The 22,060-nt window shown below is 70.5% G+C and carries 15 protein-coding genes; 11 read left to right on the forward strand and 4 right to left on the reverse strand.

Annotation, left to right across the window (positions count from 1 at the left end):
- Positions 1-118 precede the first annotated feature (118 nt).
- The 8 genes from DQ241_RS05085 (at position 119) to DQ241_RS05125 (ending at position 14,910) form a co-directional block, all read left to right on the forward strand.
- The gene (locus DQ241_RS05085; protein ID WP_158545875.1) at positions 119-616 is read left to right on the forward strand and encodes an EcsC family protein; all 498 of its coding nucleotides are present in this window, start codon (positions 119-121) and stop codon (positions 614-616) included.
- A gap of 334 nt (positions 617-950) precedes the next feature.
- Entirely contained in the window at positions 951-1,634 is a 684-nt protein-coding gene (locus tag DQ241_RS05090; protein WP_199584099.1) for a hypothetical protein, read from the forward strand.
- A gap of 20 nt (positions 1,635-1,654) precedes the next feature.
- Complete coding sequence (locus DQ241_RS20365) at positions 1,655-3,889, forward strand: AAA family ATPase (RefSeq protein ID WP_147252329.1); 2,235 nt, start codon at positions 1,655-1,657, stop codon at positions 3,887-3,889.
- Complete coding sequence (locus DQ241_RS05105) at positions 3,873-9,983, forward strand: DUF4011 domain-containing protein (protein WP_147252330.1); 6,111 nt, start codon at positions 3,873-3,875, stop codon at positions 9,981-9,983. The genes DQ241_RS20365 and DQ241_RS05105 overlap by 17 nt, the downstream gene beginning before the upstream one ends.
- A gap of 185 nt (positions 9,984-10,168) precedes the next feature.
- The gene (locus DQ241_RS05110; protein ID WP_113829095.1) at positions 10,169-10,834 is read left to right on the forward strand and encodes a hypothetical protein; all 666 of its coding nucleotides are present in this window, start codon (positions 10,169-10,171) and stop codon (positions 10,832-10,834) included.
- A gap of 109 nt (positions 10,835-10,943) precedes the next feature.
- Entirely contained in the window at positions 10,944-12,581 is a 1,638-nt protein-coding gene (locus DQ241_RS05115) for an NERD domain-containing protein (protein ID WP_113829096.1), read from the forward strand.
- A 26-nt stretch (positions 12,582-12,607) separates the two neighbouring features.
- Positions 12,608-13,540, forward strand: a complete 933-nt coding sequence (locus DQ241_RS05120; protein ID WP_113829097.1) for a hypothetical protein — start codon at positions 12,608-12,610, stop codon at positions 13,538-13,540.
- Positions 13,537-14,910, forward strand: a complete 1,374-nt coding sequence (locus DQ241_RS05125) for a DUF6884 domain-containing protein (protein ID WP_147252331.1) — start codon at positions 13,537-13,539, stop codon at positions 14,908-14,910. The genes DQ241_RS05120 and DQ241_RS05125 overlap by 4 nt, the downstream gene beginning before the upstream one ends.
- Positions 14,911-15,221: 311 nt before the next feature.
- Here DQ241_RS05125 and DQ241_RS05130 read toward each other — a convergent pair whose 3' ends face one another.
- The 3 genes from DQ241_RS05130 to DQ241_RS05140 form a co-directional block, all read right to left on the reverse strand.
- A complete protein-coding gene (locus DQ241_RS05130) occupies positions 15,222-15,881 on the reverse strand; it encodes a DUF6308 family protein (RefSeq protein ID WP_113829099.1) in 660 nt (219 codons plus the stop codon).
- Positions 15,882-15,904: 23 nt separating this feature from the next.
- Positions 15,905-16,486 (reverse strand): hypothetical protein, encoded by a 582-nt coding sequence (locus DQ241_RS05135; RefSeq protein ID WP_113829100.1) that lies wholly within the window; start codon positions 16,484-16,486, stop codon positions 15,905-15,907.
- A gap of 126 nt (positions 16,487-16,612) precedes the next feature.
- Complete coding sequence (locus tag DQ241_RS05140) at positions 16,613-17,653, reverse strand: NAD(P)-dependent alcohol dehydrogenase (RefSeq protein ID WP_113829101.1); 1,041 nt, start codon at positions 17,651-17,653, stop codon at positions 16,613-16,615.
- Positions 17,654-17,767: 114 nt separating this feature from the next.
- Between DQ241_RS05140 and DQ241_RS05145 the strand changes: the two genes are divergently transcribed.
- From DQ241_RS05145 to DQ241_RS05155, 3 genes are all read left to right on the forward strand, one after another.
- Positions 17,768-19,459: a CocE/NonD family hydrolase gene (locus DQ241_RS05145; RefSeq protein ID WP_113829102.1), complete on the forward strand. Its 1,692-nt coding sequence runs from the start codon at positions 17,768-17,770 to the stop codon at positions 19,457-19,459.
- Between the two features lie 139 nt (positions 19,460-19,598).
- Positions 19,599-20,573, forward strand: a complete 975-nt coding sequence (locus DQ241_RS05150) for a hypothetical protein (RefSeq protein WP_113829103.1) — start codon at positions 19,599-19,601, stop codon at positions 20,571-20,573.
- On the forward strand, positions 20,570-21,001 hold the full coding sequence (locus tag DQ241_RS05155; protein WP_113829104.1) for a hypothetical protein: 432 nt from the start codon (positions 20,570-20,572) through the stop codon (positions 20,999-21,001). Before DQ241_RS05150 ends, DQ241_RS05155 begins: the two co-directional genes overlap by 4 nt.
- A 105-nt stretch (positions 21,002-21,106) precedes the next feature.
- On the opposite strand, the gene DQ241_RS05160 is transcribed toward DQ241_RS05155, so the two are convergent.
- Positions 21,107-22,039, reverse strand: a complete 933-nt coding sequence (locus DQ241_RS05160) for a DUF4268 domain-containing protein (protein WP_147252332.1) — start codon at positions 22,037-22,039, stop codon at positions 21,107-21,109.
- Positions 22,040-22,060: the final 21 nt, after the last annotated feature.

Here is a 22,060-nt window from a genome sequence, read left to right on the forward strand (position 1 = left end):
CGAGTAACTCGTCGAGCAGCTCCTGAAGCTCGGGATCAACGGATTCGGTCCTTTCAAGGGTGCCGCCGACTCGGCGGCGGAGGCGCTCAAGGGCCGCACACCCGAGCAGGCGATCAGGGTGTCGGTTCGCAACCACGTAGCGATCGCGGGTGCACAAGGATTCGTGACCAAAGTCGGCGGGCTGGTGACCCTCCCGGTCGCTCTGCCGGCGAACATCGGCGCCTCCTATCTGGTGCAGACACACCTTGCGGGTGCCATCGCCGCGGTCCGCGGGCACGACTTGGACAGCGAGGAGGTGCGCTCGGCGGTCCTCCTCTGCCTGGTCGGCAACATGGGTGCCGAGGTGATCAAGCGGTTCGGCGTGACCGTGGGGACGAAGGTGAGTCACACGCTCATCAAAAAGCTCCCGGTGGCGGTGCTGCGGCAGATCAACAAGCGGGTTGGCTTCATGCTCGTGGCGAAGTACGGCACCAAGCGAGCGGTCGTAACCCTCGCGAAGGGCGTGCCGCTCGTCGGTGGTGTCATCGGGGGTGGTGTGGATGCCGTAGTCACCCGCACCGTGGGCTCCGTCGCGGACAAGATGTTCGCCCCGGAAGTGGAGATCTCCGCCGCTTGAGTGCAGTCCTTCCCGCGCCGGACGACGTCGTCCTTCGCAACGTGTCGAGCGGGGCTGCGTCGTCGGTCCACGATGAAGCAGGAGTGCGCGCGATTTCGAACTTTCCCCGCCTCCTCGTCGCTGAATCCGGCGGACGGCTGAGACTCGCGGGTCTACAGGGGTTGCTGTACCGAGGAGTGCACTCGAAGCGGTGATGCCGCCGGAGGGTCGAGGGGAACTGTCGTTCCGAGATGGCAGGGTCCGCTCAGGCCTCGGCAGGGTGGCCGAGTTCCAACGGGGAGTTCTTGCATCCATGACGTCTACGACCCTCTTCCGCGTCCCTCCGTCGGATGACGTGGTCGCGAACGTCGCAGAGCGCGTCGCGGCGCTGCGCCCCCGTCCGCGCGAGCAGCGCTGGGCCAGCTTGTCCGCGTGCGTGCTGGACGCCGTCTGGAGCATCGGGGCTCGTTACGACGGCGTGGTCGCGCCGTTGGTCCGGCGGGTCCTCGAGGACGGGGCCACGGGCTCGTTGGTGACATCGGATGTGCCCCAGGAGGACGTCTACCCCCTGGATCGGTTCATGGACCGATTCCCGGACGAGGAGGCGCTGCTCGCTGTCGCCAGGAACCGCCAGCGGACGTCCACCCGGAGCGGGATCACGAAGGCGCAGGCGGTTCTCGGCTACATCCGTGTGCTGCTGGAGCACGGGGTCTGCGACCTCGCGGACGCGAATCGAGCTCTGGGAACGGCGCCCCTCCTGGCGTCCATCGAGAACGGCATGCGTCGCGTCCGCGGTGAAGGGCGGTACGGCATCCGTCGCGGCTACTTCTGGATGCTGTGCGGGGACGACGGGCGCATCAAGCCGGACCGGATGGTGTTGAGGTGGCTGGCTCCTCTTGGTGTCCGTGATCCCGAGGTCGCTCAGCAGCTGCTGATCGACGTCGCCGCCTTCTTGAGCCAGAACGGGGCGTCGCCCGTCACGCCCTGGGAAGTCGACCACGCAATCTGGTCCGCTGCGCGGGCCGGAGCGACGTCGTGACTGCGTCTGCGACAGCTCCGGTGGCTTTCGACCACCCTGAGCACGAACTCGAGCAGGCCTACGTCGCCCGGGCCTACGAGCTGCTCGACAAGGGCCTCGCCAGCGTCGAGCACACGTACCAGAGCTACGAGGAAGGCAATCGAGCGACGGCGACGGCGCTGAAGCGCGCCTTGGAGATCCTCCGCAACAGTCGCGGCACCGGGCAGCTCGTCTTCGGGCGTATCGACCAGGACGGGAAGCCGCTCTACATCGGTCGCCGTCGAGTCCACGACGAGTCGAAGAACCTCGTCGTTGCCAGCTGGCACGCACCTGCCGCGCAGGTCTACTACGAAGCCGCGCCGGCGGACCCGCGTGGACTCGAGCTCAAGCGCGTGTTCAGCGAGCAGGACCGCGTGCTGTCGAAGGTGGTCGACGAGATCACCGCCGCTGCGGCCGCTGACGCGCTGGACGACGACGTCACGCGTCCAACGCCGATCAGCGACGCCCTGCTGAACGAGCTGGACCGTTCTCGTGACGGCGCCATGCGTGAGGTCGTCGCGACCATCCAGGCCGAGCAATTCCGCATCATCAGGGCGTCGCGGAACCAGGTGCTCGTCGTCCAGGGCGGGCCGGGAACCGGCAAGACCGTCGTGGGGCTTCACCGCGCCGCTTGGCTGGCGTTCAACGACAAGGCCCTGCGCCGAGCGGGCATCCTCGTCGTCGCTCCCAGCACGGCATTTCTCGCGTACATGAGTGGTGTCCTGCCGTCGCTGGACGCCTCGGACATCCTGCAGGTCGATCTCTCCTCGCTGTACGCCGGAGAAGCCGCGACCGTCGGTGCCGACGCCCCCGACGTCGCGCGGGTCAAGGGGAGCGCCGCGATGGCGATGGTCCTGCAGCGGTCGCTGCAGGCCCGACGGGGATGGGGGGACGGGGCCCTCGAGCTCTCGCTCGGTGGTAGCCGGGTCGTGCTCCCCGCCGAGCGCATCCACGGCCTGATCGACGACGTCAGCCGGCGCGATCTGCCGCACAACCAGGCGCGAGACGTCCTCCGGCAGGCGCTTTCTTCGGCGGCGTTCGCGGCGTACGTCGACGCCCAGGTCGAGGCGGGACGGGCGGTCATCGCGACCGAACCGTCCATCCGCCGGCTGTCGACGTTCACGAACGCTCTCGACCGGATGTGGCCCACCTTCACGGCCGAGGAACTGCTCCGCAGCCTCTACGGAACGCAGTCCTGGCTCGTCGAGGCAGCCTCGGGCGTCCTCTCGGCCGACGAGCGTGCCGGGCTCTATCGGGAGGCCCAGGCGAGCATCGCCGACGAGCCGTGGACCGTGGACGACCTCTTCTGCCTCGACGAGCTGTCCTTCCTGCTCAACGGCGAGGTGCGCACGTACGGGCACGTCGTGGTCGACGAGGCGCAGGACCTCTCGCCGATGCGGGCGCGAGCCCTGGCGCGACGATGCCCGGAGGGATCGTTCACCGTGCTCGGTGACCTGGCGCAGGCCACCGGCCCCTGGATCCGGGACGACTGGACCGAGCTGACCGATCACCTGGCCAGCACGGTCGTGGGCGTCGAGACGCTCTCCATCGGTTACCGCGTCCCGGGAGAGGTGCTGGAGCTGGCTTCCCGGCTCCTGCCGCTCATCTCGCCCGGTCTGACCGCCCCACGTTCCGTCCGCGTGGGGGCTGGAGCTCCCACGGTTCATCTGGACGAAGCCGAACCCGCGGAAGACCGCGCCCTCTCGATAGCGCGGGCCGACGTCGAGGCCGGCATGACCACGGCTGTCGTCGTGCCGGATCTCGCCTACGACTGGCTGCTTCCGGCCTACCGCGAGGTGGACGACTCGATCGGCGATGGCCGGAGCGGTGACTTCGGTCAGCCGCTGACCATCGTTCCTGCCTCGTTGGTCAAAGGTCTGGAGTTCGACTCGGTCGTCGTCCTCAATCCGACCGAGCTGGCGCGGGCGACGACCGACGGGCAGCGGCTGCTCTACGTGGCCATGACGCGGTGCACCCAGGTGCTTCGCCTCGTGGACGACGACCAGCTTCCCGAGGGGCTGGACCACCTCGTGCCGCCGCGGCCGGCGATCGAAGGGAACGACGCCAGCCCGCAGCACGACGACCGCGCCATCGAGGTGTCGGTGCAGCTGACCGCTGCGGCGGACGCCGATCCGCTCCTCGAACTCATCGCACTGCTGGACGAAGACGATCGTCGCCTGGTTGCCGACCTCGTGCGCCGACTCGTGCAAGGAGGCATCCGTGACACGCTCTTCTGACCGCGCCGGCAGCACGGAAGCGGAGGTCGACCTCGGCCTCCCGGACGCCCTCGACCGCAAGCTGCGGCGGCAGATTGCTGAGTGGCGTTCCGCGCTGGTCGCCGTCGACGGTCGTCAGCGCCTCATCTACTTCCGGCACGTCCAGACCGCGTCCCTCGAGATCACCGCGCCACACCTCGACGAACTCTTGGACCTCGTGACCGGGGGCGCGGCAGAGGTCGTCTCCGCGGAGGCGACGAAGTCTGACGACGACGGGGGACGGCTCGGGGCGCAGCGCACGAAGCGACCGCGCATCGACGTCGGCAACAAGACGCCGGAGAAGCTGCCCGGTGCACTGCGTCGTCTGGACCAGGTCAGCCAGAGCACGTACGCCGATCGGGGCTTCTGGAGCCTCTACGTCGGCGCCGGCTTCCTCAGCTGGGTCGATCCCGACGACAAGCCGGTCGAGAGCCCGCTGCTCCTGGTGCCGGTCCAGCTGCATCGTGAGGGCGACGCCGGCACCTGGTCACTCGGGCCGACCGACGACGACGTCGTCGTCAATCCGGCCCTGCAGCTGGTGATGGAGCAGGACTACGGGATCTCGTTGCCGACTCCGGACGCCGACGGGGTCGTCATCGGGGACTACTTGAGCGAGGTCGTCGCTGCGGTCGCCGAGCAGCCGACCTGGTCCGTCGTCGAGCGCGCGGTGCTGACGAACTTCAGCTTCCACAAGGAGGCCATCTTCCGGGATCTGCTCAACCACGAGCAGCAGGTCCTCGAACACCCGATGGTCCAGCTGCTCGCGCTCGGGCCGGACTCCCCGACGGGCGAGCAGTTCCACTTCGACCCGGTCGATCCGGCCGACGTCGACAAGGTCGTTCCTCCCGAGCAGCTGCTGAGCATCCTCGACGCGGATAGCAGTCAACGCCGGTGCATCCTCGCCGCGCGTGACGGGCGGAGCTTCGTGATGGACGGGCCGCCGGGGACCGGCAAGAGCCAGACGATCGCCAACATCATCGTCGAGCTCATCGGCTCGGGCCGCTCCGTCCTGTTCGTCAGCGAGAAGGCGGCCGCGCTGGACGTCGTCCGCAACCGCCTCGCCGACCAGCAGCTCAGCCCGTTCCTCCTGGAGCTGCACAGCCACGCGGCCACCCGGAAGCAGGTGGCGGCGGAGCTCCACCGGGCGCTGACGCAGTCCCCGCGGGCATCCACGCGCTTCACCGAGGTCGAACGGTCGGCGCTCCTCCAGGATCGACAGCAGCTGACCGACCACGCCGAGGCGATGAACGAGGTGCGCAAGGCGCTCGGCCGCAGCCTCTTCGACGTCCTCGGCCGCGTGGCACACCTGGAGGACTACCGCCACGTCGCCGTGCCGGTGTCGGCGAGCTGGGCGGATCTCGACGACTCGACGCTGGCCGCCATCCTCGAGCGTGCCCCTCGACTGGCGCGAGCATGGGAGCCGGTTCTCCAGGGGGACGACTACCTCTGGCGCGACCTCGCAGAGTCGGCGACGGCGCAGCTCGACGTCGAGGGCATGCGCCGGACCGCGCAGCGAGCCAGGGACGCGCTCGTCGCGCTCCGTGGACGCTGTGCCGCCGTCGACGAAGACCTCGGCATGTCCTTCGGTGGACGCCAGGACGACGTGCAGCGACGACGCGAGGTGCTGGCGCTGGTCGAGGCTCGCCCCGAGGGCGCGCTGGTCTCGTGGCTGTCGGCCTCCGAGCACGACTTCCCGTTCCTCCGTGAGCGTGCGGAGGCGCTCCAAGAGCACGCCTCGGAGTTCCGTGAGGTCAGTTCGCGGCTGCTCCGTGAGGCGGGCGAGCGCCACGCAGAACTGGACAGCGACCTCGCAGGAGACGTCGCATCGATCCTCGACGCGGGCCGCATGGGATGGGCTCCCGGAGAGAAGACGACCGCCAGCCGGTCGCGAGAACTGGTGCAGTGGCTGACCGAGCTGCCGCAGCGCCTGCTCGAGGTCAACGAGATGTCGCAGCGGCTGGGTGGCGCGCTGGGCTTCGGCGCCGAGAACCCGACGCTGTCGATCGCTGGCCGACTCGCCGATCTGGCCGTGCTGGGTGACGCGACCACGCGGCCGCTGGCCCCGTGGTTCAACCCCACCGTGCATGCGGCGCTCCAGGAGTCCGAACGCGTGCTGAGCACGTTGGTAACCACCATGCGCGAGCGGCGCGTCGCGCTGGAAGGCGTCTTCACCCCGGCTGCGCTGGAGCTCGATCTCGCCGGCCTGACCCACCGGTTCCGCGAAGTGCACACGGGGATCCGTCGGTGGTCGGGGCAGGCCCGTGCGGATCGCAAGCAGCTCAAGGCGGTGACCGTCTCCGGGAAGGCATCTCCCGATGTTCTCGCGCTCCTGGGGGAGGCCGCTGAGTGGCAGCGAGCGGAACGTGCGCTCGACCAGGGCGAGGTCGACCACGCGGCCCGGCTCGGTTCCTACTACCGCCGGGGTGAGACGGACTTCGGCCGGCTGGCGTCGGCGATCGACATCGCGCGGCAGGCGGTCCGCCTGGCCGGCGAGGATCTGGACATCCGTGCGCTCTCCAGCCAACTGGGGGCGGACGGGGAAGCGGACCCGCTCCTCACCACGCAGGGGGCGCGGCTGCAGACGCTCATCGCCCGGCTGCGCAGCGAGGCCGAGGAGCACGTGGGTCGCTACGCGCAGACCGTCATGGACATGCCGCTCCACCGACTGGCGGAGTGGTGCCAACGAGGGATCACCGCTTACGAACCGGGGGTCCAGGCGCTGGAACACGTCGCCGGCGTTACCGGTCGGGACGTCACGGCCGGCGAGGCACGCAACCTCCTGGGTGTCGCTCGGCTGCGGGACGACGCGAGCGGGCGCATCTTCGAGACCTACGAGGCCGACCAGGAGCGGCTGGGCGCCTCCTACCGCGGGGTCGACACCGCGTGGGACGACCTCTACCGCGCGCTGGCATGGGCAGGCGTTGTCCGTGACCAGCTGGGTGGTGCCGTCCCACCCGTCGTGGCGGAGAAGGTGATGGCCCCCAGCCTGACCTCGGCGGAACTCACCGATCTGATCGAGCGTTGGTCGGCGGCCCTCCAGGCCGTCCTCGGCTTGTTCGTCGAGGCTCGCGCCCGGGAGATGCGCGAGGTCTTCGCCGCCGACCTCGAAGAGGCGGAGCAGGTGCTCGACGAGATGGTCGAGCGTGCGGCTCCCGACATCGAGGACTGGGTCCAGTACACGACGCTGACGGAGTGGTTCGCCGGGCAGGGGCTGGGGGGCGTCGTGGCCGAGCTCGTCGCCTCGACCACGCCCGCCGCGGACGTTCCCCTCGCGATCGAGCGCGCTGCACTCATGGCATGGGTGGACGCGACCGTGCGCGCCGACGACCGCCTTGCGCGCTACCGGTCCGCCGATCGCGACGCCCTCGTCGAGGACTTCCGCGTGTTGGACCGCCGGCAGGTGGACGACCGGTACGCCGCCGTCGTGTCCCAGTGCGCGGCCCGGCGTCCCACGTCGAACGGCAGCAAGGCCGCGCAGGTCATCACCCGCGAGGCGGCGAAGAAGACGCGCCACAAGCCGATCCGGCAGCTCCTCGCCGAGACGTCATCGCTGGTCCAGGACCTGAAGCCCTGCTTCATGATGAGTCCGCTGTCGGTGTCCCAGTTCCTGCCGGCCGACATGCGCTTCGACGTCGTCATCTTCGACGAGGCGTCGCAGGTGTTGCCGTGGGACGCCGTCAACTGCATCTACCGCGGTGAGGCACTCATCGTGGCCGGTGACGTGAACCAGCTCGAGCCCACGGCGTTCTTCGCAGCGTCGACGGACAGCGAGGACTTCAACGAGGACGACGAGGAGGCCACCGACTCCTTCGAGTCGCTCCTGCTCCTCGCCAAAGCCTCGGGCGCGCTGCCGAACCTGCCGCTGCTCTGGCACTACCGGAGCCAGCACGAGTCGCTGATCAGCTACTCCAACCTCCGGATCTACGAGGGAGACCTGCACACCTTCCCCGGGGCCACGTTCGAGGCGCCCGACCTCGGAGTCGAGAGCTTCGTCGTCGATGGCGTCTACAACCGCGGCACGACACGGGACAACCCGATCGAGGCCGAGCACGTCGTCGAGCGGGTGCTGCACCACGCGACGGCGCATCCGGATCTCTCGATCGGGGTCGTTGCCTTCAGCTCAGCGCAGGAGGACGCGGTACTGGCGGCCATGGAACGCCGGTCCGTCGAGGAGCCGGTGCTGGCCCGGCTGTTGAACGACCACGACCGACTGGACGGCTTCTTCGTCAAGAGCCTGGAGAATGTCCAGGGCGACGAGCGCGACGTCATCATCTTCACCATCGGCTACGGCCCCGACGAGGCCGGGAAGATGACCATGAACTTCGGGCCGCTCAACCGGAAGCGTGGATGGCGCCGCCTGAACGTTGCCGTGACCCGAGCCCGCCGCCGGGTGGAGGTGATCTCGTCCTTCCGCGCGGGACGGATCACGACGGAGGAGTTCCCCAGGCCGACCGACGACCAGAACGGCGTTCCGCACCTCAAGGCGTATCTCGACTTCGCAGCCCGCGGCATGGCCGCGCTCGCCGTCGACGCTCGCGAGGGTGCGCCTGGTCCGGAGAGCCCGTTCGAGGAGGACGTCCTCGCGGTCGTGCGCGGGCTGGGCTACGAGGTCGACCCTCAGGTCGGCAGCGCCGGCTACCGCATCGACATGGCTGTGCGTCATCCGGACCGTCCGGGGGAGTACGTCCTCGCCATCGAGTGCGACGGCGCCATGTACCACTCGGCCAAGGCGGCTCGCGACCGCGACCGCCTCCGCCAGCAGGTGCTCGAGGGCCTGGGATGGCGGCTGCACCGAATCTGGGGCCTCAGTTGGGTCCGGGACCGTCGCGGCCAGGTGGAACGTCTCCGCACGGCGATCGAGGCCGCCGTCCGGGGTGAGACGCCCGCAGCCCGCCCGGTGGTCGAGGAGCCAGCGCCCGCGGTGGTCTTCGACGACATCGACTTCGACGCCAAGCCAGAGTGGGCCGTGGCCTACCCGACCCACTCGGCGTACGGCCGCACCCCCGAGGAGCGCACGTGGGCGGCTCCGGGCTCAGTCGAGGCCCGACCGGCCATGCGCACGTACTTCGAGCGCGTTCTGCGCATGGAGGCTCCCGTGCACCACGGCCGCCTGCTCGAGTGTTTCCGCAACGACTGGGAGGTGGGACGCGTCGGGTCCCTCATCCAGAAGAACATCGACATGGTGCTCTCCAAGGTCGTCGTCGACGGTCGGCGGATCATCCGGGATGCTGCCGATTTCCTGTCCCTGTCCGGGGCGGAGATGACCACGGTCCGGGTGCCGACGCACGAGGAGGGCATCCGCAAGGTCGGCTGGGTGCCGCCCGCGGAGCTGGATCTCGCGGTCCTCTTCCTCGTGCGGGACGCCAAGGTCATGGACGTCGCTGACCTCCTGACGGCTGTATCCCGCCTCTTCGGATGGCGGCGTCAGGGCGTGGACATCCAGGCGGCGCTCGCCGCGGCTGTCTCCCGGCTGGAGCAGGCTGGGACGTTGGTCAACGACGGAGGAGAGGTCCGGCTGGGCGCAGCCGACCCGCGGCTAGCCGCTGCGTCGCCGAAGCAAGGATCGGACACGCCGGTAGTCCAATCACCGACTTTCTCTTCCGGCAGCGACCGCATCGGATCGGACGAGGAGGGAGTGTTGCTCGCGGCCGCGACTCGCCTGCTCGGTGCGCGGAGCAAGACCGACGAGCAGACCTCGGCTCCGGCGTCCGGGCAGGGAACGAATCAGCCCACGAAGCGCGTGCGGAAGGCATTCGACCTCCGAGTTCGAACGGATCTCGCGTACGTGCGAGCAGCCTGCGGCTACGAGCCGGCTCACTTCACCGGTCGCGTCGTCGCACAGGGCGCACATCAGGCGGTCCGGGAACTGCTCGCTGACGACGATGCCCGCTTCAACTGGCGTCGCCTGGCGAAGAGCGGGTTGCTGCACAAGAGTCCGGCGGCGAGTGCCCTAGACCCGGAGTTCGCTGGCATGTTCTCGCAGCGAGAGCTGGCTGCCGCTCGGGAGCGCCTGCAGGCTCACGGTCCGGTGACCTCTGAGGTGGCAGCCGTCCTGCGGAAGGCCGGTTGGGCATGACAGCAACGGCCTTTCGCCACATGACCGAAGCGGTTGATTCAGCATCCGCTCTTGGAACACATCCGGTCTAAACGCCCCCGCCGATCGGGGTGATCGCGCTGCTCAGTGACCCGCTTTGTGTCGGTGCCTCCTGTCACCCTGCGGGCCACGTCGTCACGGGGGCGGTGTGGTTCACGGGGAGTGGCATGAGCGAGCCGATCGGCGTCCAGGCGGGACGGGTCTGTCCCGGGTGCGGGTGGGAGGACTCCGTCCCGCTGCTGTGGGGGCTTCCGGACCCCGAGGCGATGCGGCTCGCGGAACGCGGGCAGGTCGCGCTCGGCGGCTGCCTGGTCATGGGCGAGGACCCCGCCTTCGCCTGCCGCAGCTGCGGGCTGCAGTGGGGGCGCGAGGAGGAGCCGACGGCGGACGAGCAGGAGCTGGCCGACCTGCTCGGCGTCCGCCACCTCGACGTCGTCCGAGCCCTCGGTGCCGGCTGGCGGCGGGAGAGCGTTCCCGACGAGACGGGCCACCGGCAGTGGTTCCTCAGCGGGGCACCGGCGCAGGTCGCTCTCGGCGTCGAGGGCCCGTGGTTCGTCCTGGCCCGCCCGCTGACCCGCTGGGCCGAGCCGCTCCAGCTCCAGCCGGCCGACCGGCAGCCGTTCACCCGGGACGACCTGCTCTACCTCCCCGAGGTCGTCGCCGAGGCCGCGGACGAGATCGCCGCCCGCCGACGGCGCTCGTTCCGCTGGTGCCGCACCTGCCGCCGGGTGCAGTCGCCCGAGTGGTTCACCGGTGCCGCCCGCTCGTGCCGCCGCTGCGAGGCGGCGGTTGACCGGTTCGACGCCGACGTGATGCGACTGGGTCATTCGTGACCCGCGGGGAGGACACGGACCGCGGCGGTCCGGCACGCGTGGACCGCTGCTGCGATGCTGCGCCGACACACGGACCACGGGGGATGGGCATGACCGGATCGGTGCAGCGGTGACCGCGCGGCGGTTTCCGGACCAGCCGGTCTACGGCTCGTCGGCCGAGCAGCTCTTCGTCGAGGCGCTCCAGGAGAACCTGCCCGACGACGCCGTGCTCTTCTGTGGTCAGCGCTTCAGCGATCGCCAGCAGGACCGCGAGGCCGACGTCATCGTCGCCTGGCCCGGTGTCGGCATCGCCGTCATCGAGATCAAGGGCGGCAGCGTCCACCTGCGCGAGGGGGAGTGGCGCCAGGTCGGCGGGGGCCTGGACAAGGTCATCCACCCGGTCGACCAGGCCCGCATCTGCAAGTACCTGCTCCGCGGGTACCTCGACCGGCACCCGCGCTGGACGGCCAGCAACCCACGGCTCGTCCACCTCGTCGCGCTGCCCGCCACCACGCTGCCGGACGACTTCTTCGCGCCCGACCTGCCGCGGTGGATGGTCCTCGACAAGACCGACCTTCCGTTCGCCGCTTCCCGCGTCGAGGAGGCGTTGCGCAAGGTCGTCGACCAGCCGGATCCGCCCTTGCCGCAGGACGTCGACGACCTCGTCGACTGCCTCGCCGGCACGACCATCCCGCAGCAGGACCTGCTGGCGGACCTCGCCGAGCGGGAGGCCGCCTGTGACCTGCTGACCCGCGACCAGGCCCGGGTGCTGGACCAGCTCGCCCTGCTGCCCCGCGTGGAGATCCGCGGGGGCGCAGGCTCGGGGAAGACCTGGCTGGCGGTCGAGAAGGCCCGCCGGCTCGCCGCCGAGGGCAAGCGGGTGGCGCTGATGTGCTACTCGCGGGGGCTCGCCGAGTTCCTCGTGCGGCGGGTCTCCACGCTGCGCCGCCGCGAGCGGCCGGCCTACGTGGGCACCTTCCACAACCTCGGCATCGGCTGGGGCGTGCCGCCCGGTTCGGACGACGACAGCGGCTACTGGGAGGAGTTCCTGCCGGCCGAGATGGTGTCGATCGCCCAGGGCCTGCCCGAGGGGGAGCGGTTCGACGCGATCGTCATCGACGAGGCGCAGGACTTCGCGGAGAGCTGGTGGTCGGCGGTGCTCGCCGCGCTGCGCGACCCCGAGCACGGCTGCCTCTACGTCTTCGCCGACGAGGGGCAGCGGGTGTTCGCCCGCCAGGGTCGCCCCACGGTCGACCTGGTGCCGATCCCGCTCGACGAGAACCTGCGCAACACCAAACAGATCGCCGGCACCTTCTCCAGCCTGGCGCCGTCGCAGATGCGGATCCGCGGCCAGAGCGGCGTGCCGGTCCGGTTCGTGCCCTGCGCCACCGAGGACGCCGTCGGGACCGCGGACGACGTCGCCGACGCCCTGCTCGACGAGGGCTGGCCGCCGGAGTCGCTCGCCCTGCTGACCACCCACCGTCGGCACCCCGTCCAGGTCGAGCGGCAGGCCGAGGGCCAGGACGCCTACTGGGCCACCTACTGGGAGAACGACGACCTCTTCTACGGGCACGTCCTCGGCTTCAAGGGGCTGGAGCGGCCCGCCGTCGTGCTCGCCGTCAACGGCTTCCGCGACGAGGCCCGCGCCCGCGAGATGCTCTACGTCGGCCTCTCCCGCGCCCGCGACCTGCTGGTCGTGTGTGGCGATCCGGAGCTGATCCGCCGGGTCGGCGGCGAGGCGGTCGCCCGCCGCCTGACCTCCGCGTAGCCGAGATCCTGAGCAGAGGAGCAGTCTTGACCGACGCGGACATCACCTACGTCGCCTCGGACAACGCCGTCACGCGCCGCGAGCGGCGGCGCCAGTCGGCCTACCGCGAGCAGGTGCTCGGCCGTCCGGCCGGCGTCGACTGGATCGGACGCACCCTGGGCAACTACCTGCCAGCCGACGACCGCCTGAACAACTTCCTGAGCGCGGAGGCGGCCGAATACTCCGCAGCGCGTGCGGACGTGGTGCGCAGCGAGGGTGGCCAGCTCGAGCGGACCCGCCTGTTCACCAACATGCTCAGCTCGATGCCCCTGTGCTTCTCGGTGTTCGGCCACCTGCGGGCACATCCCACCGAGGCGGTCGCCGTGCTCGGTTCCATCCTGCAGCGGGACGTCGTCGGCTTGGACGACGTGGCCGTAGGACGGCGGCAGATCGCCGGGATCGAGTGCGAATGGGCGCCCGAAAGCGAGGACCATCTCCAGGACGGGACGGCTTTCGACGCAGTGGTCGTCGCCCGCCTCGACGACGGCCGTCGGCTGCTGGTCGCCGTCGAGTGCAAGTACATCGACGGCTTCAGCCTGGACCCGGAGAACGCCGAGAAGGACGCGAAGTACCGCCGGGCCTGCGAGGACTTCGGGATGACAGGCACCGCCTTCGACGCTCTGCGCGGGCACGCCACCCGCCAGCTGCTCCGGAACGTGCTCCTGACCGAGAGCGTCCGGCGCGGTGGCCGGTCCGGATCTGCGCAGTTCGACGAGGCGATCACCGTGGTGTTCGCTCGCGACGACGACCAAGTGGCGCACGCTGCAGTCACCGCCGTCGACCGCGAGCGCGGGAGCATGCCGACGGCCGTGACGTTCCTCGGGCACGGCGCCTTCGCGGACGCGGCGAGCGGTGTGCCCGGGCTCGCCAAGTGGGCCGGTCGGTTCCGACGGCGGTACGTGGGCCAGGCGGCCGGATGAGCTCGCGGTCGGAGTCCTCGATCTGGGCGCTTCTCGAGGAGGCCGCAGCCACGCTGCCGGAGCCGTTCAGCCGAGCCTCGCTCATCTCGTGGGTCGAGCAGCGCCGGCCCGATGTCGAGACGTCGTCCATCAGCGTCCACATCCAGTACGCCACCGCCGGCGCCCCGAATCGGGACCGGCACCCGCTCGGCCGCCGGGCGCCCTTCCTGGAGCGGGTAGACCGCGGCCTCTACCGCCGACACCACGGCGGTGGAGGGAGGACTCCTCGAAGTGAGCGCCCGCCGGAGCAGGCGGTGCCGGCCGCTCCACTCACCGACGAGGCACGGGCGCGGACCGGCTCGGCGCGCGTCCTTCTGGTCGGTTGCTCGAACCGCAAGGCCTCAGGTCCTGCGCCGGCTCGGGAACTGTTCCAGGGCGATGGCTTCCGTCGCGCCCGCGACCGTGCTGTGCGGATGGGGGTCCCCTGGTTCGTGCTCAGTGCGAAGTACGGCCTGCTGCAAGCCGACGACGTCGTCGCGCCGTTCGACGTCTACCTCGCCGACCAGCCGGCGCCCTACCGAGCGGCGTGGGGCGAGTGGGTGGCAGCCCAGCTCGCCATCGCGACGCCGCTGGCCGGGGTGACGGTCGAGGTGCACGCCGGCGACGCCTACTGCGCACCACTGCGCGAGCCGCTGGGGCGGCTCGGGGCCACCGTCGCCGAACCGCTGGCCGGCCTCCGGCAGGGCGAACGGCTCGCCTGGCCGGGATACCGCGAAGGTGGGGAAGAAGGCGCAGACCCGGACCCCACGGGCGCCCCGGACATCGCGTTCCTGCTCGATCCGGCGAACGCGGGCAGCCCCTCGGAGTTCATCTCGGCCGGACCGGACAACCGCCGCACGCCTGGGCTCTACGCATGGTGGGTTGACCGCACGGGGGCGGCAGAGCTGTCGGCGGGTCTGGATCATCCGGTGCAGCCGGGGCTCCTCTACGTCGGTAAGGCTGGCGGTCACCGCCCGTCGGCCGAACCCTCCAGCAGCACCCTCTGGGGGCGTGTGCACGGCAACCATCTGCGCGGCAACGTGCGAGGGTCGACGCTGCGCATGAGTCTGGCGGCGATCCTCGGCGCGGCCGGAGCGCCGGTCACCGAGGCCGACCTCACCGCCTGGATGCACGCTCACCTACGGGTCGCGGTCCTGCCGGTGCCCAGTGAGCTGGTCGGACGGCTGGAGGATGACCTGGTGGGGCGCGCGGATCCGCCGCTCAATCTCGCCGGCGCGCCTCAGAGCGAGCCCCGTTCAGCGCTCTCCCGACTACGGGGTCTCCTGTCGCGCCCGTCCGCCCGCCGAGCCGCCCGCCGTGCCCCCGATGAGCCGTGCGTCGGCGGGCTCTGAGTCGGCGTCGGACGACGTCCGCGCGTTCGACGCACGGATCCGCGGCGACGTCGCAGCCATGATCCGTGCCGGTTACCGGCCGACGATCTTTCAGCGGACGGTGGCGGAGCACGGAGCAGTCGGAGCAGCGAAGCAACTACTCGCGGCCAGCACCCTCTCCGACGGCTTCCGCTGGCTTCGGGAGCATCGCTGCTCCAGCACTCGGTGGAAGCGGCCGTCCTCGACGAAGCGTTCGCAGACTTGTTCAGCGAGCACGAGACGGACGTGGCCCGGCGCCGCCTTCACGACGCCGGCCACGCCTGAGCGGACGGTCAGTCGCCCTCGGGCTCGGTGAGGGACTCGCCGAGCAGCTCGTCGGGGTCGGTCGGCCGTACGCCGGCCGCCTTGCCCTCCATCCAGGTGACGACGTCGAGCACGCGCAGCGCCGACACGTGCGGCCCGAGTCCGGCTCGATCGCGGAGGTCGAGCAGGTGCTTGTGGAGGTCGTCGGTCTGCAGGGCCTGTCGCAGCGGCTCCCAGTGGTGATCGCCGATGCCGCTGACACGGGCAACCACCGAGTCGTAGATCGGGACCAGGCGCGGCCGCTTGCGGGCCAGCAGCTTCGTCCCGATGGTGCGGCCGACGCCCGGTAGCCGGCGGACAGCCCGGTACAACCGGGAGGCGGGCTGCTCCTCGGTAACCGGCTCTGCCTGAGCGACGAGGTCACGGTCGGGGCCAAGCTCGCGCAGCAGCGCGCCGAACTCGGCGGCCCGGGTGTCGAGCAGTTCCCGCGCGGCCAGTGGGGGAACGACGACCGACAGGAAGCTCACGGCCAGGAGGTCCTCGGCGGTGAACGCATTCGGGTCGTTCTGCCGGGGAGCCCAGCTGTCGAAGTGCGCGCCCGTGTAGGGCCGCCCGTAGTACCTGGTCAGGTAGCCCAACGCCTGATCCGCATCCGGACCCTCGAGACAGCGGGGGAGATGGAAGGTCATGGCGCCATCCTTGGCCCTCGGCGTCACGAGCAGCGGCAGGTGCCGAGCACTGTCGGTCGCATTCCACACGACGGGCACAGGTCGGTCGCCGGGACGACGCGGCTGCGCTGGGCGTCGGCGGGGATGCGGATCACCATTGCTGGCTTACGAGGCGGCGGTGGGCTGGAGGCCTTGCGCTTCCAGGCGGAGTTGGGGTGGGCCAAGACGCGAGCGACATCGGCACGGGTGACGTTCAAGCCGACCGCCCGCAGCATGCGTGCCAACTGCTTGTAGCCAGTGCCGGGATGTGCAGCGGCAGTCCGACGAATCTGGGTCTCGACCTTCGTCGCGCCTTTGCGGGGCTGGGCGGTCGTCGCCTGCTGCCGCTTCTTGGCCGACGTGGCCGCTGCTGAGCTGCGGCCATCTCCGGATCGGCCGACGGCCGACCGGCCGCGGCTCGCTCGGTTGGAACCGAAGCCGAGCGCCTTGCGACCGGACCGAGTGGTGGTCATGCCGGACCCGGCGACATCCCAGGGCGCCGGCCGCTCGACGACTTCGTCATCCTGGAAGTCGCCCAGCGACGAGTCGGCGTGGTCGCCGAACCACTCGTTGATAGACCTGGCCATTCGCCCTCCCGATGCGCAATCCGTGAGGAATACATCACCATCGGGCACCGACAGAACCGAGACCGGCGTAGGTCGTGTCACCGGAACGGGCTACGACCGTGATCGTTCCGAGTGGTGCGATAGCGGTCAGTCCTCGGGGACGACGACGGCGCGGCCGCGGATCGTGCCGTTGTGGAGCTTTCGGTACGCCTTCGGCGCCTCCTCGAGCGTGTACCTCTCCACCTCGACGTGGATCGCGCCGGCCCGCGCCAGGTCGAGCACCTCCATCAGCTCCGACCGGGTTCCCCAGTATGGCGCCCGCACCGAGGCGCCCATCGGCGTCGAGAAGAAGCCGGTCGGCAGCAGCCCGCCGCCGATGCCGACGATCTGGATGACACCGTTCGACGCAACCGACTGCCGCGCCGTCTCCAGCGTCGGCGGCGCACCCACGAAGTCGAACACCGCCTGCGCGCCGACGCCCCCGGTCAGGCGACGGATCTCCTCGGCCGCCGAGGCGTCCGACATGAGCACCCGGTGCGCGCCGACCTCCCGCGCCAGCTCCAGCTTCTGCTCGCTCACGTCCAGCGCGATCACGGTCGCCCCGGTGATCGCCCGCAGGATCTGGATGCCCACGTGCCCGAGCCCGCCGGCGCCGATCACCACGGCGGTCGAACCGGCCGGCAGCGCGCCCAGCGACGACACGATCGCGTGGTACGGCGTCAGGCCGGCATCGGTCAGTGACACCGTCGCCACCGGGTCGAGGTTGCCGAGCGGCACGAGGTGGCGGACGTCGTCCACCAGCATGTACTCGGCCAGCGCACCGGGGGAGCCCAGCCCGGGCGGCGCGATGCCCAGCCCAGCCGCGTGCGGGCAGTAGTTCTCCGCCCCCGTCGCGCACGCGTGGCACAGCCCACAGCCCCACGGCCCGTACACGGCCACCGGCTCGCCGACCTCCACGCCGGTCACCCCGTCGCCGAGCGCGTCCACTACGCCGGCGCCCTCGTGCCCCAGCGTCAGCGGCAGTCCGTAGCCGTACTGCTCCTCCGGCAGCCCCATCACGAACGAGTCCGAGTGGCACAGCCCCGCGGCGCTCACCCGCAGCCGGATCTGCCCCGGCCCCGGTTCCGGCGTCGGGACGTCGACCACCTCGGGCTCGCTGCCGATCGTCCGGTACTGCACCGCGCGCATCGCTGCTCCTCCGTCGTCCGGGCCTGTCCCGACCGTAGGCGCCGACCTGCGCTGCAGCAGGTCGAGCGGCCCGCGGTTAGGGTCCCAACGCCGGCGTCCCGACCTGGAGGTTTCGTGTCCGCGTCCGACCGCATCCCGCCGCTGTCGGCGCAGCCGCTGTCCCGCACCGCCCGCTTCGCCTCCGCCGCGCTCAGCCGCCGCTGGAAGCTGCCGGCGCCGACCTCGCCGGTAGGCGTGCTGCGCGACGTCGACGTCCCCATGCGCGACGGCGCCGTCCTCAAGGCGCACGTCTACCTGCCGGCCACCGACGGCCCGCACCCGACGGTCCTGCTGCGCTCCCCGTACGGCCGGGCCGGCGGCTTCGCCCTCACCATGGCCATCCCGTACGCGGCGCGCGGCTACGCCGTCGTGCTGCAGAGCGTCCGAGGGACGTTCGGCTCCGGCGGCGAGTTCACGCCGGTCGTCAACGAGGAGCACGACGGGCAGGACACCGTCGCCTGGCTGCGCGAGCAGCCCTGGTTCGACGGCCGGCTGGCCACCCTCGGCCCCAGCTACCTCGCCTACACGCAGTGGGCGCTGGCGCTCGACCCGCCGCCCGAGCTCAAGGCCATGGTCATGCACATCGGCCCGCACGACCTCGCCCAGGCCGGGATGATCGACGGCGCCTTCCAGCTCACCAACGTGGCCATCTGGACCGAGATCATCAGCCACCAGGAGCGGGTCCACCCGCTGCGCGGCAGCCTCCGGCTGATGACGGCGGAGCGCCGGCTGGCCCCGCACTTCGGCGAACTGCCGCTGCAGGGCCTGGCCGAGCGGCTCGGCGGCAACCCCACGCCCTGGTTCGACGAGTGGCTCGACCACCCCGACCTCACCGACGCCTACTGGGACCGGTACCGCGCCACGCCCGCCGTCCACTCGAGCACCGTCCCCACGCTGCTCATCGGCGGCTGGCAGGACTGGTTCGTCGAGCAGACGCTGGAGCAGTACGCCGTGCTGCGCGACCGCGGCGTCGACGTCGCGCTGACCGTCGGGCCGTGGGCGCACCTCACCATCGACCCCGCGGTCAGCGCGGTCGAGAGCCTCGCCTGGCTGAACAGCCACCTGCCGGTGGGCGAGGACAATCCGGTGCCGCCGCGGGAGGAGCGGGTCCGCGTCTACGTCCCCGGTGCGCGCACCTGGCGCAAGCTGCCCGACTGGCCCGGCGCCACCACCGACCGCACCTGGTACCTGGCACCGGACGGGCGGCTGGACGACGACGCACCGGCGCAGGCCTCGGCGACGACGTTCCGCTACGACCCGATGGACCCCACGCCCTCGGTCGGCGGGCGGGTGCTCGCCCGCAGCGCCGGCCAGCGCGACAACCGCGAGCTGGAGGCGCGCGACGACGTCCGCACCTTCACGACGACGGCGCTGCGCAAGCCGGTCGAGGTGCGCGGCGGGGTGCGGGTCCGGCTGGTCGTCGAGCCCGACAACCCGTACTGCGACGTCTTCGTCCGGCTGTGCGACGTCGAGCCGAACGGGAGGTCGCTCAACATCACCGACCGGCTCGTGCGGCTCGACCCGGCGCCGGGGGAGGAGCCGGTTCGCGGACAGCGGGTGGTGGAGACGACGCTGCCCGACACCGCGCACCGGTTCCGCGCCGGGCACCGCATCCGGCTGCAGGTCTCCGGCGGCGCCCACCCGCGCTACGCCCGCAACCTCGGCACCGGCGAGCCGCTCGGCCGAGCGACGCACGGCGTCCCGACGAACCACCGAATCTGCCTCGGCGGAACGCGGCCGTCGTTGATCACCCTGCCGTTCGCCTGACGACCCCATCCGTATCGCCGGCATGACCCGCCTAAGGCGTGCCGTCCGGTGCCACGGTCGGCATGGTGCGCCCCGAATATTGGGCGATGACCACTTACGGTGCGCCGACGACCAGCAACGTTCACGCCGGAGGACATCCGTGGTTCTACCCCTCATCCCTCTCGCCCTGATGGGCCTCGGCGCGACGACGGGGCTCGGTGGTCTGGCCACCGGCGTCATGGGCGGCCTGAAGATGAAGGACGCCAAGAGCATGGCCGACGCGGCGCAGAAGCGCTACGACGAGTCGATCGCTCGCACCGAGGAGCTCGTCGGCGAGACCAACGAGCGCATCCGGCAGTACGGCGAGCAGCAGGAGCAGGCCCTCCGGCAGGTGGTCGAGCGGCTGGCGACCTTCATCGAGCGCCACAGCAAGAAGGCCAATCACGGCGCAGCGCAACTACTCGCGGGCATCGGTACGGAGCAGCGGGAGATCGAGGCGTTCGGCGGGGCACTGGCCGCGGACGTGGACTGGCTCAAGGGAGCCGGCCTGGCCGCGTTGACCGGCGCCGGTGCCTCCGTGGGCATCCCGAGCGCGGTGACGGCTCTGGGAGCCGCCAGCACCGGGACGGCCATCAGCTCGCTGTCCGGCGCCGCCGCCCAGAGCGCGACCATGGCCTACCTGGGCGGTGGATCCCTGGCCGCCGGCGGGGGAGGGGTCGCCCTCGGCACCGCCGCCCTCGGCGTCGTCACCATCGGCCCGACCATGCTCATCGGCGGTCTGACCCTGAACGGTCAGGGCGAGAAGGCGGTGACCAAGGCCAAGGAGTTTGAGGCGGCGGTGGCCGGCACCGTCGCGGACCACACGGCCTTCCGTTCATTCCTCGACACGCTGGACACGCGGGTCGATGAGGTGAGCGGAGTCCTTGCTGGACTCGTGGAACGCGCGGAGGACGCGCTCACCGCGCTCGAGCAGATCGACGACTTCGACTGGAAGCAGCACACCCCTGAGTTCCAGCGCGGGCTGTCGCTGACGCGCGCGGTCCGGAACCTCTCCTCGGCGCCCCTAATCGCCGAGGACGGGCAGATGAACTCGGACACGACCCGCATGGTCCTCGAGTACAAGGAGATGAAGTGACGGTTGCAAAAGAGCCGGTGGAGGGCGACGTCCTCCCGCCCGTGGGGTCCGCGCTCCGCTCGGTCGACGCCATGGGGGCGCTTGATAACGTCATCGACGGCGCCCGCGACTACCTCCGCCTGCGCGAGGAGGAGCAGAGCAAGCGCGCGAAGATCGACGCCTACGCGTCCGTCGAGATCACCCGCATCCAGGAGGCGAGCTCGGCGCTCAAGTCCTATTTCGAGCAGGTGTTCGCGGAGCGATCCACGACGATCGACGGGCTCTTCCGGCACTTGGACGTCGCCATGGCCAGCGGCGACGGCAAGGCCACCGAGGCTGCGCTGCAGGGCATCGTTGACCTGGCAAAGTCCTCACCGATGGTCGACATCGGCGACCTGAGCCAGATCCGCAAGGCGCTGGACGACCCGGACCACGTCTGGGAGCTCTAGCCGTCCGCGAGGAAGGCAGAGCCGTGATCGACCGAGGGGTGTCCAGCTTGGGCAAGCGCGGCGTCGGCCTGGCCCGGGTCAACTCACCCGCGCGCTCGTGACCGTTCAGTCACCCATGACGTAGGTGAGTCCGCCGACGCTGGCGAACGCCCTCCGGAGCCTCGTCTGCGTGTCGATCATCCAGTCGAGGTACGTGGGCCAGTTCTCCTGCTGGTCGACGGAGGCCGGTCTCATCAGAACTTCGATGCGGCAGGCCTTCCGCCCGTCAAGCGGATCGAAGACAAGCGGTCCACCGAACTCGGATTCGAAGTGCTCCCGGACAGCGACCAGTCGGTCGAACATGGCCCGGTTCTGCTGAGCGCTGACGTGGTCGAAGTAGAGCTCACTGCGCAGACGCGAGTCCTTCGCGAAGCTCACGCCCCAGATGAGCCCTTGGCCGCCGGCAGGCATGTCGAAGTGGCTCGTGGTCGGGGCCTTGCCCTTCGACCAGTTCAAGTGCTGCGCCGCGAAGCGGTCCAAGAGCTGCTGCCAGAACTGCTGGTACAGCGCCGCCTTCGCACCGGGTATCTGCTGCTGGCTGTGAGCCGCCGTCTTCGTCGACTTGGCCCAATCGTTCGGCTGGCTGACGACAGTGAACAGAGGTGCCGGTGCCGAGGCGCCGATCCGCACAGCAGAGATCTGGACGCCGAAGAACCGCGTGCCTTCCTGTGTGTGGGTGTTGAGCCAGTCGAGAGCCGCACGATGCTCGGCCCGGAACTCGGGGGACACCCAGACGATGTTGCTTACCTCGTCGACGCCGGCGGCGTAGGTGAGCAGTTGCCCGAGATGGCTGTGGTCCGTCTTCTGAAGCTGGTTCTCGACGATCACGGTCTCGCCCGTGCTGACGTCGTGGCCCAGCAGGTCGAGGTAGAAATCGCCGACGGGGTGCTCGTTCACGATGAGCTCGAGGTCCATCCCGAGGGCGTCCCCGAGCCGGTCAGCGTTCGCCAGCAGCCACGGCGTGAACACGTGCGCTTCATGCGACCAGACCTCGGTCACCGGGACGGTCTCGAGCTTTCC

Origin of the sequence: Blastococcus sp. TF02A-30, assembly GCF_003319185.1 — a bacterium.
In the GTDB taxonomy this organism is placed as follows: domain Bacteria; phylum Actinomycetota; class Actinomycetes; order Mycobacteriales; family Geodermatophilaceae; genus Blastococcus.